Source organism: Pararhizobium arenae, assembly GCF_001931685.1.
Classification (GTDB): domain Bacteria; phylum Pseudomonadota; class Alphaproteobacteria; order Rhizobiales; family Rhizobiaceae; genus Pararhizobium; species Pararhizobium arenae.
This window is the reverse complement of record NZ_MOOY01000003.1, coordinates 153,379-166,721: the sequence shown is the minus strand read 5'-3', so window position 1 is coordinate 166,721 and position 13,343 is coordinate 153,379. Positions and strand designations below refer to the sequence as shown.

The window sequence follows — 13,343 nt, the reverse complement described above, 5'->3', positions numbered from 1 at the left end:
TCAGTATCCGCCGCTGCGCAGCTGGGTGAGGCTCAAGAGCGTATCCGCACTGATACCGTTGCCACCGCTGCCGGACAGAACGATCTCGGCCGGCGAGATATCGGTGTTGTTCTCGACATCGTAGAGCGAGGTGAAGCGGACGAGGATCTTCTCCAGCGCCTCCGGATCGTGCAGGTCCTCGATATCGAGCACGCGGTTGATATAGTCGTACTGCACGTCGACATCCGCATTCGTCATTTCCTCGGGAATGCTGTAGGTCGTCTGGATCACCTGCAGCAGGGCGCTGTCGGCGAGAATGTCATAGGCGTTGGTGATGCCATCGGCCATGCGGCGGAAGTAGAGCGCCAGGCGGACGCCGGCATTGTCCTCGCCCTTTTGTTCTTCAAGCGTCTGGTTGTAATAGAGATCTTCCGTTTCCAACAGGCCGCGGCGGGTCTGAATGCCCTGATCCGGCTTTTCGATTTCGCCTTCCGTGTTGAAGTTGAAGGAGGCGACGAGTTCGCGATACTTGGTGTCCGGCTCCGTGTTGACGAAGCTGTCTGGATCGTCGAGATCGGATTCGAACATCTGGCGCAGGTATCCCGGCTCGACCTCTTCCGGATCTATGCCATGCGCGACGAGGATGAATTCGACAAGGCGCGTATTCGACAGCAGGTCGTCCAGCGATTCGATCTGTTCGATGGTCGAGCTGTAATATTGCGATTCTTCCGTCGCCTTGGTCTTGTCGTCCTCGGTACCGAACTGGCTCTTTTCCAGAACGTAGTTCTTGGCCGTGATCAGGATTTCGGATTCCGACTGGGCGAGCGTCGGCGTGCCGATGGAGCCGTCGGCATTGAAGTTGAAGGCCTTCACCAGTTCGGTGTAGCGACTGTCCTTCAGTGTATTGGCGTAGCTTTTCGGATCGGTGAGATCGCTGGTCAGGACCTTTTTCAGCTTGCGGGTGGAATCGCCTTCGTCTTCCAGTGCGAAGGCTTTCAGCACCAGCGACATGATTTTGGTATCGGCGAGGAAGCTGTCGACATCCGTTACGGTCTGGATCAGGGTCTGGAAGTTCGAGATCAGCGTCTCGTCGGCCGCATCCTGCTTGTCGTTGTAGCGAACCATCCAGCCATTGGAGGTCGAGGTCATTTGCGCAGCCGTCTGCGCCGTCTCGCCGCTTGCAACGGTGCCGTCCGCCTGGAAGTTGAAGTCGGCCGCGATCTTCTTGTAGATCGCGTTGTATTCTCCGCCCTGCGTATTGGCGTAACTGTTGGCATCGCTGAGATCGCTGGTGACGATGTTTTCGAACGTCGATGTCAGCGTGCTGGACGGCAGTCCATAGGCGGTGACGATATAGGAAAACAGCGTGCTGTTGGACTTGATGTTGCTGACCGAGGTAACGCTTGCCATCGTCGCCTCGTAGTAGGATTTGGTCGCGAGGGCAGCGCTGGACGACGTCCGGGGTTGGGCGAAGATATAGGCGGTGCTGGTCGTGGTCTTCTGATCGTCGGTCATCGCCTTTTCACCGGCGGCAACCGTTCCGTCGGACTGGAAGTTGAAGGCGGCGGCGAGCGTCGTGTAGTCCGGCGCATTGTTGATCGCCGACTGGTACTGGGCGATCTGTTTGTAGGCCGTGCTCGAGGAGTTCGCGAGGTCGGCGGCCGACGCGGTCGAGGTGATGGCGTCGATCTTGGCCTGCAGGCTCTGCTTGTAGGCCGCGGCCTGTGTGTTCACGTAGCTCGTCGTATCGCTCACGTCGCTGGTGACGATGCCCTTGAAGTGCTCGTAGGACATATATTTGGAATCAAAGCCGTAAGCGGTCAGCACGTAGTTCTTAAGCTTGTCGTTCTGCCAGAGCTGATCGACATGGGTTACGGTGTCCATGACCGCCTTGAAATAGGCCGTATCGGTGCTGACCGCATCTTCCTGATCGATCATGGTCTGCTTGTAGAGACCGATGACATCCTCTTCCTGTGCATCACTTTGAACCACCGTCGTCGCCTGCGAGAAGCTGTAGGCCATGGCGAAATTGCGGTAGCGGTCGTCGGTCAGCTGGTTTGCGTAGCTCGTGTCGTCGTTGAGGTCGCTTTCCAGAACCTTCTTCATGAAGGCCTTAGCATAGGTCATGTCCTCAAGGCCATGGGCTTTCATCGCGTAGGAATAAAGCCGGTAGTCATCCATGAACTCGTCGACGGATGTGATCTTGCCGATGTTGTCCTTGTAATACTGGGTCTCGCGCGCCACCAGGGTCTGCTCCGCCGTGCGCTGAAGGCTGGTCTTCATATCGCGCGTGACGAGATTGTAATCGATATAGGTGGAAACCATCGGACGCCTGCCTGACTGTGCCTGAAGCGCGCACGGGCGCGCGATGCCGCATGATGCGGATTTGAGCGTGCCGCATCTTCGCGCGCGTGCCTTGCGCGTGGCTTTTGGACGTGATGATCCCGACAATTTGCCCCCCGATCTTCATATTTCAAAAACCGTGAAGCGTCGGCTTTTGCTAACCATCGGGAAATGCAAAGTTTTTTAACCGCGATTTTTAAGCGGTCTCAAACATCGCCCGCTTATCGTCCGGATCACAGAGGACGCGAAGTCCCGAAAAGAGAAGACCGGGAACCGGCTCTCAAGGAAAAACAAGGGCGATTGAAATGCTGAAGACACTTACCCAACCGGCATGGGTTGAAAACACCCTGCGTCTCGATCCGATGCGCTTTCCGCAGCAGGCAACGTATCGCTTGCCTGGACAGGCAAGCGATGTCACGATAAGCCTCGACGAACGCGGTGCCGTGATGCGTAAGGTTCTTCCCGCCAGCGGCCTACCGCTGTCGATCGCCTTGCCCTCCCGCGCGTTCAAAGGGGTCGCCGCCCGTGCGATCGACCATGGCGATGGGGAGGTTACAGTGACACTCGAGCTGCATCACGACGATCCGGAACTCTGCATTCCGCTTCTGGTGGCGCACGATCTCTCCGATATCGCCGCCGACTGGCGCGCCTGGGCCGAAGCCTACCGTATTCCGATGCTGATGGTCGAAGCCGATGGCGTTGCCCGCCCACTCGAAGAGCATCTTGGCGAAGTCCGCACCCGTGATATCAAGCCGCGCCGTCGCCACTCGCTGTTCAAAGGCCGCCGCCCGCGCTTCCTGATGCGCCGCTCGACGGGCAGCCTCGGCGTCAACATGAAGATCGACGGCCGCGAGATCATCGCCCGCAGTTGACCAACTGCTTCTTGCCTCCATCGGAAACCGGCCGTTCCCTGCGGTCGGTTTTTCCGTTTTGGTTTCAGGGCATTGAGATTTTCGTGACGGAAAAGCGCCCCTCTGCCTTTTTCATGCCACAAGCGCTTTGCACACTGATGGCAGGTGAAGGCGATGGTCATGCGACCTTTGGTTGCCGTAGTTGCGCGGATTTTGCACGTCGGGCTGAAAGAAGGACGCTCATCAGAGAACATCCGGCCCTGAACCTTCAGGATTTGGTTTCGAAACCGTCGTTTCGCGAAACCCGAACAGTTTACTGCGGTGGACCTCGAAGCCCCTGCCTGACACTCCAGTCGGCAGGGGTTTTTTTGTCAGATCAGGCGGATGAGAAGCGCGGCGAACAGCCCGGCGAAGATGATCAGGCCGACGATATTGTTGAACTTGAAGAGTGCAAGGCACTGGCCGGCATCATGGATATCGAGCACCAAGATCTGGTAAACCAGCAACACGGCAGCAGCCAGAAGTGCCAGATAGGCTACGAACCCGGCGCCGGCGGCCATGAAGGCCAACAGGATCAGCAGCGTCGTGATCCCGTAGAGCCCGACCAGCCAGGGGCGCGGATGGTCGCCAAAGCGACGGGCGGTGGAGCGTACGCCGATCAGTTCGTCATCCTCCCGATCCTGATAGGCATAGATCGTATCGTATCCGATCGTCCAGGCAACCGCGCCGAGGTAAAGCAGCACAGCCGCCACGCTGATGCCGCCAAACTCGGCGGCCCAGCCCATCAGCGCACCCCAAGAGAAGGCAAGGCCCAAAAAGAACTGCGGCCAGTCGGTAAAACGCTTGGCGAAGGGATAAATCGCGACGATCGCGAGCGAGAAAATGCCAAGCCCGATCGAAAAACCGTTGAACTGCAACAGCACCACGAGGCCGACAAGCGCCTGCGCCACCAGGAAAATCTTGGCTTGCAGCCGCGAGACCCGCCCGGATGGCAGGGGACGCGAGCGGGTGCGCAGCACTTCCATGTCGATATCGTGATCGACGAGATCATTGTAGGTGCAGCCGGCACCGCGCATCGCGACCGCGCCGACGAAGAACAGGAAAAGATGGAATGCAAAGCGGCCGAAGGAAAAGCTGCCGAGGCTCGCCGCGGTGTTGGCCGCAAGTCCCGCCGCCCAGAAACAGGGCCACATCAGGAGCTGCCAGCCGATCGGCCGGTCCCAGCGGGCAAGCTGCGCATAGGGCCACAGCGCCCGTGGCAGGACGCGGTAGACCCAGTTGTTGGACGGCGCGTCATAGACGCGGCCGGAATCGAGGCTGGACGTGTTCATGCAATCTGTTTGCCGCTGTTGGCAGTGACGGTCAAGCGGCTTGCTTCCCCCATTCTACCCCGCCCGCGCCCGCAGGTAGTTGCTGGGCGAGCTGCCGAGCATGCGGCGAAACATCGTGGTGAAGGCGGCGATGTTTTCGTAGCCTGCATCGAGCGCGACGGAGGTCACGGACTGCCCTTCCGCCAGCCGTGGCAGCGAGGCGAACAGGCAGGCCTGCTGGCGCCATGTTACAAAACTCAGACCCGTTTCGGCGCGGAAGAAGCGGGTAAACGAGCGGCGGCTCATGCCGAGATCGCGCGCCCAGTCATCGATGCCGGCATTGGCAGCGGGGGTCTTGAGGAAGTGGCGGCAAAGTCGTGCGAGGCGCTGATCGGCGGGAAAAGGCAAGCCGAGCGGCCGTTCCGGCAGACGGCCGATCTCATCCAGCAGAAGCTCCATGATCAGCCACTTGCGCTTGTCGGATAGCGGCGTCTCTTCGGAATGCACAAGCTCCTCCATGAGACTGGCAGCCAGCGGCGTGACCTCCAACACCCGAGGGTCGGCCGCGGCAACCACATCGGCATTCACATAGAGCGACTGCATGCGCACCGCGCTCACCATCTCGGTTGCATGTTCGAGGCCGGCGGGAATGAGCAGCCCATGCCCGGGCGGCAACATCCAGCGCCCGCGCGCTGTCCCGACCAAGACGATGCCTTCACGGGCGCACCAGAGCTGGGTCTTGGCATGGCTGTGCAGAGGCACCCGAAAGCCGGCCGGATAGTTTCTGCCAAGCGCAAGCACGGCATCCCCGCTGGAATCGATCCAGGAGAGGCTCTGCTGATGCTGAAGTTCGTCCTCGGCATCCTTGCTTGGCAGGGTGATGATGCGCATTTGGCCCACTTGCGTAAAAACAAGACCAGAGCACAAAAGCAGGCCAGGCGCAATGAGCGTAGACACGCCGGACTGAATTTGGAACCGGGTGGAGACATCTCATGGCAAGCGTAGCAGCCAGCAGCAGCGGCCCCGCGGAGCGGACGGCCTTTTCGATCATCGTGGCGGTGAGCTTCTGCCACATGCTCAACGACATCATGCAGTCGCTGCTGACCTCGCTCTATCCGCTTCTCAAGGAAAACTACGCGCTTGATTTCGTGCAGATCGGCCTTTTGACCTTCAGCTTTCAGGTCACCGCATCCTTGTTGCAACCTGCCGTCGGCGTGGTCACCGATCGCTGGCCGATGCCGTTTTCGCTGCCGGCCGGCATGCTCAGCACCTGCGCCGGCCTGCTTTTGCTGGCGAACGCCCATAGTTTCCCGCTGCTGATCGTCGCGGCCAGCCTGATCGGCCTCGGCTCGGCGATCTTTCATCCGGAATCCTCGCGCATCGCGCGTCTTGCTTCCGGCGGCCGTCATGGACTGGCCCAGTCGCTGTTTCAGGTGGGCGGCAATGCCGGCACGGCGATCGGCCCCTTGCTTGCTGCCTTCATCGTCGTTCCGCGTGGCCAGGGCAGCCTCGGCTGGTTCTCCGGTATCGCGCTCCTCGGCTTCGTCATCCTCACTTTCGTCAGCGGCTGGTACACCCGCCACCGCCTCGCCAACATCAATCGCCCGGCCGTGAGCCGCGCCCTGCCGCTGCCGAAAAACAAGGTGATCATGACGCTGATCGTGCTGATCCTGCTGACGGCAACAAAGAACGTCTACATGGCCAGCCTATCCAGCTACTTCACCTTCTATACGATCGAGAAGTTCGGTCTTGGCCTGCAGGATGCGCAGATGCTGTTGTTCCTGTTCCTCGGCGCGAGTGCCGCCGGCGTGCTTCTGGGCGGTCCCTTTGGCGATCGCTACGGCGCTCGGTTCGTGATCTGGTTCTCGATCCTCGGCGTGATCCCTTTCGCCTTGGTGCTGCCCTATGCCAACCTGTTCTGGACCGGCGTACTGGTTGTCCTGATCGGCCTCATCTTCTCATCGGCCTTCTCCGCAATCGTGGTCTTCGCGCAGGAACTGATCCCCGGCCGGGTGGGGCTCATTGCCGGCATGTTCTTCGGCTTTGCCTTCGGCTTCGGCGGCCTCGGCGCAGCCGTGCTCGGGGTGTTTGCGGATAAACAGGGCATCGAGTTCGTGTACGTCATAACGTCCTATATGCCGCTGCTCGGCATCCTCACCATCCTGTTGCCGAGGATTCCCGGACATCGATGAAGCCGTTAGAATGGCTTGATCACCACCAGCAGCACGATGATCAGCAGGCCGCCAAAGGTGATGGCGGCCGCATACGGCAGATGTTTCGGCACAGCCCGTGCCGGCTCGTTTTCCATGCGCCGGAAGGAGGCCGAAAGGTTTCCATGCAGGCCTGAGAGGATGATCACCGGCACCAGCTTGGCATGCAGCCAGGCATCCATGTACCAGTCCCCCATCCAGGCGATCGCAACGCCAAAGAGCCAGACGAGCCCGAGAGCAGGGTTGGTCACGCGCGCGTCCCACTTGCGAACGGCCGATATGACGGAAAGCTCCCGTTCGCCGCGCGGTGAGCCCGCCCGCGCGAGCCACAGCGAAGCAGCCGACAACAGCACCATGCCGCCCATCCACATGACGACGGCAACGATATGCAGGGATTTCAGCAACAGATAGGTCATGGAACGCCTCCCGCGTGGTTACGCTATATCTGGCACTGCATCGGCTTGGAAACGAGCCCCTGTTGACGAAAAGCCGCCTGTTTTTTCCGCAGGCACGTTTCCCGGCAGCTTTCTGGTTGCAACCCAAAAAACTGCATCCCCTTGTAAGTATTCATCAAGCTTTGGCACCTACACTTCCCGGCAAGGCTGCCAGGGGACGGGCCATGCTAAAGAAAACGATTGCCGCCGCGATTCTGCTTTCCACGACTGCGCATGTTTCTGGCGTTCGCGCCGAAACGCTGAACCTGCTGATCTGGGAAGCCTATATCGACCAGGGCATCCTCGACCGTTTCAACAAGGAGACGGGCGTCACGATCCGCCAGACCTATTACGACAGCGGCGATGCGCGCGACGAGATCCTGTCTGACCCGGCAAGCAACATCGATCTTGTCGTGGTCGGCGAAAACGGCGCGGATCTCTTCGGCAAGCGCGGCATTCTGGAGCCCCTGACGGAGGCAAACGTCCCTTCGCTCAAGGACTACAGCGAGAAATGGCGCTCACGCTGCGCCGGATATGCGCTTCCCTATCTCTGGGGCACGATGGGCATCGTCTATCGTTCGGACGTCGTCAAGGAAGCCCCAAGCTCCTGGAACGCCCTGATGGCGCCCAAGCCGGAACTGAAAAAGCACATCGCCATGTATGACGATCACAACGAGGCATTCATTGCGCCGCTGGTGCTTTTGGGCAAATCGATCAACGCCAATGACAGCGAGACCCTCAAGGCCGCCTTCGAGGTGATGAAGAAGCAGGCCCCTTACGTCCTGACCTATGATTACGTGATCACCTCGATCCAGAACCCCGAGATTGGCAGGAACATCTACATAGCGCTCGCCTATAGCGGCGACCAGCATGTGCTGAACGACAAGGCGGGCACGCCCGGCGTCTGGCGCTATGCCGTGCCGAAGGAAGGTACACTCTCCTGGCTCGACTGCATGGCGGTGACCTCGGCCTCGCCGCGCAAGGGGCTGGCGCTCAGGTTCCTCGATTTCGTCGGCTCGCCGGAAAGCGCTGCCGCCAATGCCGAAAGCCTCACCATGCCGACGGCAAGTTCGGAGGCGCTGAAGCTGATACCGCAAGAAACCCGCAACAACCCGGAAATCTATACGCCGGACGCCATTCTGGCGAAAAGCCAATACCAGCAGGAGCTCAGCATACAGTCCGTCCAGACGCGCCGACGCATCATAAGCTCGATGGCAAACTTCCAGTGACCCTTGGCAAGCGCGCATTTCTCCTGATCTTTCCGGTCGTTCTGACCGGTTATCTGCTTGCGGCCGTTGTCGTCTATCTTGCCGAAAGCCGTTCGGTCCGAAATCTCGAACAGGCTCGTCTTTCCCAGCAGCTCGACCATCTGGGTGCCCTCTACCGCAACGAAGTCAACCAGAGCCGCAGCTTTCTCTACACGATCCTTGAAGGCAACGCGATCCGGCGGTTCCTTTCGGAGACGGACGAAAGCTACCGCAACAACGCGCTTGGGCTTCGCCTGCAACAGAGCGTGCGTTCGCTGTCGGACGACCCGAAGAAGTTCCTCTCCTTCTCGATCCTCAAACCGGATATGTCGCCGACCTATTATTTCGAGAACAGCGACGATCCTTTCGCCGAAATAGGCAACGCGCAGATGACGCTGGCAAAGCGCCTGACGGCCGGCAACCAGCTCCGGGACTGGACGTTCCTGCAGGGCACCCGGCCTCTGATCATCTATTCGGAATTTATCGATCCGACCACCTTCAGCCGGCCTTTGCCCAGCGCCAAATCGTCAGCGATCCTCATCCAGGTTGCCGTCGAGCCGACCCAGTTTCTGGCGATGAAACGCGCCCTGGAACGGGAATATGGCGTGGAAGCCGAATTCATGCCGACCTCGCCCTCCGCCTGGCATGACAAGCTCGCCGCCGGCGTTCGGCTGGCGCCATCTCTGTTCCTCATCCTCGATGCCTCATCAAGCCACGAAACCGCCAGCCTGGGGCGTTTCAAGCTGCTACTCGGCTTCGGCGCGCTTGCCATGAGCTTCATATCCGTAAGCCTGATGGCCGTGTTGATCACCCGCTTCATCACCAATCCGATCTCGGCTCTCGACCGGCAGGTCACCGCGGTCATGAGCGGTCGCAAGGACGGCATCATCGAAACCGGCTCGGCCGGCGAGATCGGCCGGTTGACCGCCAATATCAAGCAGTTGCATGACCAGTCGAGCCGTGCCCTGCGGCTCGTGCAGACCGCTTCCTGGACCGACACGCTGACCGGCATCAGCAATCGCGGCCACTTCAACAGCCTGGCCGCAGCGATCGTGCAGGACATGGTGGAGAATGGCGGCCATTGCAGCCTGCTCTTCATCGACATCGACAACTTCAAATTCGTCAACGACAAATACGGCCATGAAGTGGGCGACGAACTGCTGCGCAAGCTGGCCGTGCGCCTGCGCGAGACGGTCGATGCGACCGCCGAACGCCGCAGCCTGCCGCCCGCGATCCTGGCCCGCCTCTCGGGCGACGAATTTGCCGTGCTCATCCAGTCGCAGCCCGGCGACGGCACCATCCGCGAAATGTGCGCGGGTATCCTCAGCCTGTTTTCCGGCGGTTTCGAGGTGCTGGGCAAGCGATACCCCGTCACGGCCAGCATCGGCGTCGCGATCTGCCCGACGGATGCCGGCAACCTCGCCGAGCTGATCTCCAACGCCGATGCGGCCATGTACCAGGCAAAGACCAACGGCAAGAACCGCTCCGCCCGCTTCTCCCGCGATCTCAAGGACAAGCGCGACCGCGTGCGTCTCATTCAGGACGAATTGCGGCAGGTCGATCCGGACGAACAGTTCCACCTCGTCTACATGCCGATCGTCGATGGTCTCGGAAAGGTCGTCGGTTGCGAGGCTCTGCTGCGCTGGGTATCGCCCATCCTCGGCAATGTCCGTCCCGACGAGTTCGTGCCGATTGCCGAAAGCTTCGGCCAGTTCACCAAGATCGACTGCTGGGTCATCGATCGCGCCATGGCCGATCACGCAACGCTGCAGCAGCTTTTCGGCACGGACACGACGCTCGCCATCAACATCTCTTCCGCGGAGCTGCATTCCAAGACGATCGTCGATCATTTCGATCTTTGCCTGAAGCGGCATGATGTTCAGCCCGGCGCGATCGAAATCGAACTGACCGAGACCTATGCGGTCACGCTCGGCGACCAGCTTCACCAGAATATCGAAGGTCTGCGAGACCGCGGCTTCCGTATCTCGATCGACGATTTCGGTGCCGGTTATACCTCCGTGCAGCAGATCATCGAATACACCGCCGACACGATCAAGCTTGATCGGGCGCTCGTCGACAATCTCGCCCGCGAGGAAATGCTGCCAGCGCTGAAGGCCGTGATCGCGCTTTGCCATGCCCAGGACATGCAGGTCATCGGCGAAGGCGTCGATACGGAAGAGAAGATGACAATCCTCTCGGCGGCCGGCTGCGATCACTATCAGGGCTACCTGATCTCCAAGCCGCTGACGCTGGAAGATCTCGCGATCTGGTCGCTGAAGCGGACCGTCGAGATGGCGGCACGCGATGGCGATCGGCGTCTGGTTCCCGGCCGTGCCCGCCGCAGCGGTACACGCGGGCTTCTTTAGGCACGATTGCTGCTTTTCCCTTGACCTTGGGCACCCCTCGCCTTAACCGCACCAGCTTAGGCACAAGCGGGAGATGGCGATGAAGGTTCTGTTGATCGGTTCGGGTGGACGCGAGCATGCTCTGGCCTGGAAACTCGCCCAATCTCCGAAGCTGACGACACTTTACGCCGCCCCCGGCAACCCCGGCATCGCAGAGGAAGCGACCATCGTTTCGCTCGATACCGAAGACAACGCCGCCGTCGTTTCCTTCTGCAAACAGGAAGGCATCGATTTCGTCGTCGTGGGGCCGGAAGCACCGCTCGTTGCCGGCCTTGCCGACGCCCTGCGCGATGCCGGCATCGCCGTCTTCGGTCCCTCTGCCGCCGCCGCCCAGCTTGAAGGCTCGAAGGGCTTCACCAAGGATATCTGCGCCAAATACGGCATCCCGACCGGCGCTTACCAGCGCTTCACAGCGGCCGAGCCCGCCAAGGCCTATGTGCGTGAACAGGGCGCGCCGATCGTCATCAAGGCCGACGGTCTTGCCGCCGGCAAGGGCGTGACCGTTGCGATGACACTGGATGAAGCGCTCGACGCCATCGACGCCTGCTTTTCCGGCACGTTTGGCGCGGCCGGTGCCGAAGTCGTCGTCGAAGCCTTCCTTGACGGCGAGGAAGCGAGCTTCTTCTGCCTGTGCGACGGCGTGAATGCGCTTCCGCTCGCCTCCGCGCAGGATCACAAGCGCGTCGGCGACGGCGACACCGGCCCGAACACCGGCGGCATGGGTGCCTACTCCCCCGCTCCGGTGATGACCGCCGAGATGACCGAGCGCACGATGAAGGACATCATCGAGCCGACGATCCGTGGCATGGCCGAGAGTGGCCACCCGTTCCAGGGCGTGCTCTTTGCCGGCCTGATGATCACCGCCAAGGGGCCGGAACTGATCGAATACAACGTCCGTTTCGGCGACCCGGAATGCCAGGTGCTGATGATGCGGATGAGAAGCGACCTTCTGCCGATCCTCTATGCCGCGGCGACGGGCGGCCTCGACAAGCTCACAGCCGAATGGCGGCCGGATGCGGCGCTAACCGTGGTCATGGCATCGAACGGGTATCCGGGCAGCTATGAGAAAAACACGCCGATCGATGCGCTTCCGGGCGAGGACGCGGCCACCAAGGTCTTCCACGCCGGCACCGCGCTGAAGGACGGCAAGCTGGTGGCGACCGGCGGACGGGTTCTGAACGTCACCGCCATGGGAGCGACGGTCAGCGCGGCCAAGGACACGGCCTATGCCGCCGTCGACCGGGTGCGCTGGGAAAACGGCTTCTGCCGCCGCGACATCGGCTGGCAGGCGGTTGCCCGCGAAAAGTCTTAAGCGATCTTCGACAGGCTTTAATTCAATCTTTACCAGTTCTCCTGACGGGAATGTAACGGTACGGCGTCTATGGTTTACTGTCCATTCAGGGGAGACCGTCCATGCGCGTTCTGTTGTTCAGCCTTGTCGGCCTTGTCGCCGCCTCTGCACATGCCTCATCGATCGAAGCGGTTATCACCGGCGGCTCCAAGGGTCCTAGCATCACCCAGATGCCCTGCAACCAATGCCCGCCCTTGGTCGTGAAGAAATCCTCGAGCTATGTCGTGCCCGAGGTCGCTCCCGGCACCGAGCACGTAGAGATCAGGGAAATCAACGGCGAAAAGCATCTGGTGCGCACCGAGGCCTGGCTTGGCGGGTCCCCGATCGTTTTCGTCTCGAAGGCATCCGAGGATGTCGTCAAGGCTTCCGAGGCCGCCAAGCTTCTGAAGGGCGAGGCCGCCGCAACCGTGATCGACCCGATGCCGGCTGCAGCAACGGCGTCTGCGACGATCGATCTTTCGGTAGATGCGACAGCAAAGACGGCGTCGTTAAGCCTTGATTCGGCAGAACAACTGGCCACGGCGACGCGGGAGGAACCGCGATCACAGGAAATTGATCTCGAAAACTACCAACTTCGTCTACAATAAACGAAGAATTTACAGGTCCCTGCCCTCGCCTGCGACCGAGTTGCAGTACGGGCATCGCCTCCGAGGCGGAAATTGCGCCCCTGAAGAGAAGCAGGGGCGCAATTTTTTGTGACGGCAAACGATGCCTACGCTTCCCCCGCCAGCCTTTTGACCAGCGCATCGACATCCCTGTCCGAAAAGACCTCGATGCCGTGTCGCCGCAGAAGGGCTGCGGTGACGCCCTCGCCCGCCTGCCTGTTGCCGGAAAAGCTGCCGTCGTAGATGAAGCCGGAGCCGCAGGACGGGCTGCCATCGATCAGCAGCGCATAGCGGCAGCCGGTCTCTTTCGCCAAATCGAGCGCATTACGCGCGGCGGCTACAAACCCTTGCGTGACATCGCCGCCAGTGATTTCGACAACACGCGCCCGGCCTTCCAGAACATTATTGCCATTGGCCGCCTGGGCGATTTCCGCAGGCGGGCGCGGCACAGGCATGCCGGCGGACATTTCCGGACAGATGGTGACAAGCCGCCTCTCTTCGCGCCAGCGATCGAGCGCGGGGTGGATGAGCGGCTTGGCCTTGCCGTCGTAGCGCACGGCATGGCCCATCAGGCAGGCGCTGACGAGGATTTTCGCCCCCGTCGCCAT

Annotated in this window: 11 protein-coding genes; 6 read left to right on the top strand and 5 right to left on the bottom strand. The window is 60.8% G+C overall.

Translation table 11 applies throughout. The features are described from left to right. Positions 1–2,304, bottom strand: coding sequence for a DUF1217 domain-containing protein (locus BLX89_RS07320; protein ID WP_075290014.1), 2,304 nt, complete (start codon positions 2,302–2,304; stop codon positions 1–3). A 323-nt stretch (positions 2,305–2,627) separates the two neighbouring features. Here BLX89_RS07320 and BLX89_RS07315 point away from each other — a divergent pair, with 323 nt between their 5' ends. Continuing rightward, positions 2,628–3,194: a DUF6101 family protein gene (locus BLX89_RS07315; RefSeq protein ID WP_075290013.1), complete on the top strand. Its 567-nt coding sequence runs from the start codon at positions 2,628–2,630 to the stop codon at positions 3,192–3,194. Between the two features lie 350 nt (positions 3,195–3,544). Here the strand turns inward: BLX89_RS07315 and ubiA are convergent, their stop codons facing one another. Both ubiA and BLX89_RS07305 read right to left on the bottom strand, forming a co-directional pair. Next, the gene (gene ubiA, locus BLX89_RS07310) at positions 3,545–4,504 is read right to left on the bottom strand and encodes a 4-hydroxybenzoate octaprenyltransferase (RefSeq protein ID WP_075290012.1); all 960 of its coding nucleotides are present in this window, start codon (positions 4,502–4,504) and stop codon (positions 3,545–3,547) included. Positions 4,505–4,558: 54 nt separating this feature from the next. Then, positions 4,559–5,374, bottom strand: coding sequence for an AraC family transcriptional regulator (locus tag BLX89_RS07305; RefSeq protein ID WP_075290011.1), 816 nt, complete (start codon positions 5,372–5,374; stop codon positions 4,559–4,561). Between the two features lie 101 nt (positions 5,375–5,475). Between BLX89_RS07305 and BLX89_RS07300 the strand changes: the two genes are divergently transcribed. Beyond that, positions 5,476–6,675: an MFS transporter gene (locus BLX89_RS07300; protein ID WP_075290010.1), complete on the top strand. Its 1,200-nt coding sequence runs from the start codon at positions 5,476–5,478 to the stop codon at positions 6,673–6,675. A gap of 5 nt (positions 6,676–6,680) precedes the next feature. On the opposite strand, the gene BLX89_RS07295 is transcribed toward BLX89_RS07300, so the two are convergent. Further along, positions 6,681–7,109 carry a CopD family protein gene (locus tag BLX89_RS07295; protein ID WP_075290009.1) on the bottom strand — a complete coding sequence of 143 codons (429 nt, stop codon included), beginning with the start codon at positions 7,107–7,109 and terminating at the stop codon, positions 6,681–6,683. 203 nt (positions 7,110–7,312) lie between these two features. Here BLX89_RS07295 and BLX89_RS07290 point away from each other — a divergent pair, with 203 nt between their 5' ends. The 4 genes from BLX89_RS07290 to BLX89_RS07275 all read left to right on the top strand — a co-directional run bounded on the left by BLX89_RS07290 (position 7,313) and on the right by BLX89_RS07275 (position 12,717). Then, positions 7,313–8,356: a polyamine ABC transporter substrate-binding protein gene (locus BLX89_RS07290; protein ID WP_075290008.1), complete on the top strand. Its 1,044-nt coding sequence runs from the start codon at positions 7,313–7,315 to the stop codon at positions 8,354–8,356. After that, positions 8,353–10,740, top strand: a complete 2,388-nt coding sequence (locus BLX89_RS07285) for a putative bifunctional diguanylate cyclase/phosphodiesterase (RefSeq protein ID WP_075290007.1) — start codon at positions 8,353–8,355, stop codon at positions 10,738–10,740. Before BLX89_RS07290 ends, BLX89_RS07285 begins: the two co-directional genes overlap by 4 nt. 79 nt (positions 10,741–10,819) lie before the next feature. Beyond that, positions 10,820–12,091, top strand: coding sequence for a phosphoribosylamine--glycine ligase (gene purD, locus BLX89_RS07280; protein WP_075290006.1), 1,272 nt, complete (start codon positions 10,820–10,822; stop codon positions 12,089–12,091). A gap of 101 nt (positions 12,092–12,192) precedes the next feature. After that, a complete protein-coding gene (locus BLX89_RS07275; protein ID WP_075290005.1) occupies positions 12,193–12,717 on the top strand; it encodes a plant virulence effector HPE1-like domain-containing protein in 525 nt (174 codons plus the stop codon). 125 nt (positions 12,718–12,842) lie between these two features. On the opposite strand, the gene BLX89_RS07270 is transcribed toward BLX89_RS07275, so the two are convergent. Beyond that, the gene (locus BLX89_RS07270) at positions 12,843–13,343 is read right to left on the bottom strand and encodes a 2-thiouracil desulfurase family protein (protein ID WP_075290004.1); all 501 of its coding nucleotides are present in this window, start codon (positions 13,341–13,343) and stop codon (positions 12,843–12,845) included.

Coding starts and splice junctions, on each gene's coding strand:
- BLX89_RS07320 (WP_075290014.1), bottom strand. CDS start 2,304: ATGGTTTCCACCTATATCGATTACAATCTCGTCACGCGCGATATGAAG.
- BLX89_RS07315 (WP_075290013.1), top strand. CDS start 2,628: ATGCTGAAGACACTTACCCAACCGGCATGGGTTGAAAACACCCTGCGT.
- ubiA (WP_075290012.1), bottom strand. CDS start 4,504: ATGAACACGTCCAGCCTCGATTCCGGCCGCGTCTATGACGCGCCGTCC.
- BLX89_RS07305 (WP_075290011.1), bottom strand. CDS start 5,374: ATGCGCATCATCACCCTGCCAAGCAAGGATGCCGAGGACGAACTTCAG.
- BLX89_RS07300 (WP_075290010.1), top strand. CDS start 5,476: ATGGCAAGCGTAGCAGCCAGCAGCAGCGGCCCCGCGGAGCGGACGGCC.
- BLX89_RS07295 (WP_075290009.1), bottom strand. CDS start 7,109: ATGACCTATCTGTTGCTGAAATCCCTGCATATCGTTGCCGTCGTCATG.
- BLX89_RS07290 (WP_075290008.1), top strand. CDS start 7,313: ATGCTAAAGAAAACGATTGCCGCCGCGATTCTGCTTTCCACGACTGCG.
- purD (WP_075290006.1), top strand. CDS start 10,820: ATGAAGGTTCTGTTGATCGGTTCGGGTGGACGCGAGCATGCTCTGGCC.
- BLX89_RS07275 (WP_075290005.1), top strand. CDS start 12,193: ATGCGCGTTCTGTTGTTCAGCCTTGTCGGCCTTGTCGCCGCCTCTGCA.
- BLX89_RS07270 (WP_075290004.1), bottom strand. CDS start 13,343: ATGGCGACGGGGGCGAAAATCCTCGTCAGCGCCTGCCTGATGGGCCAT.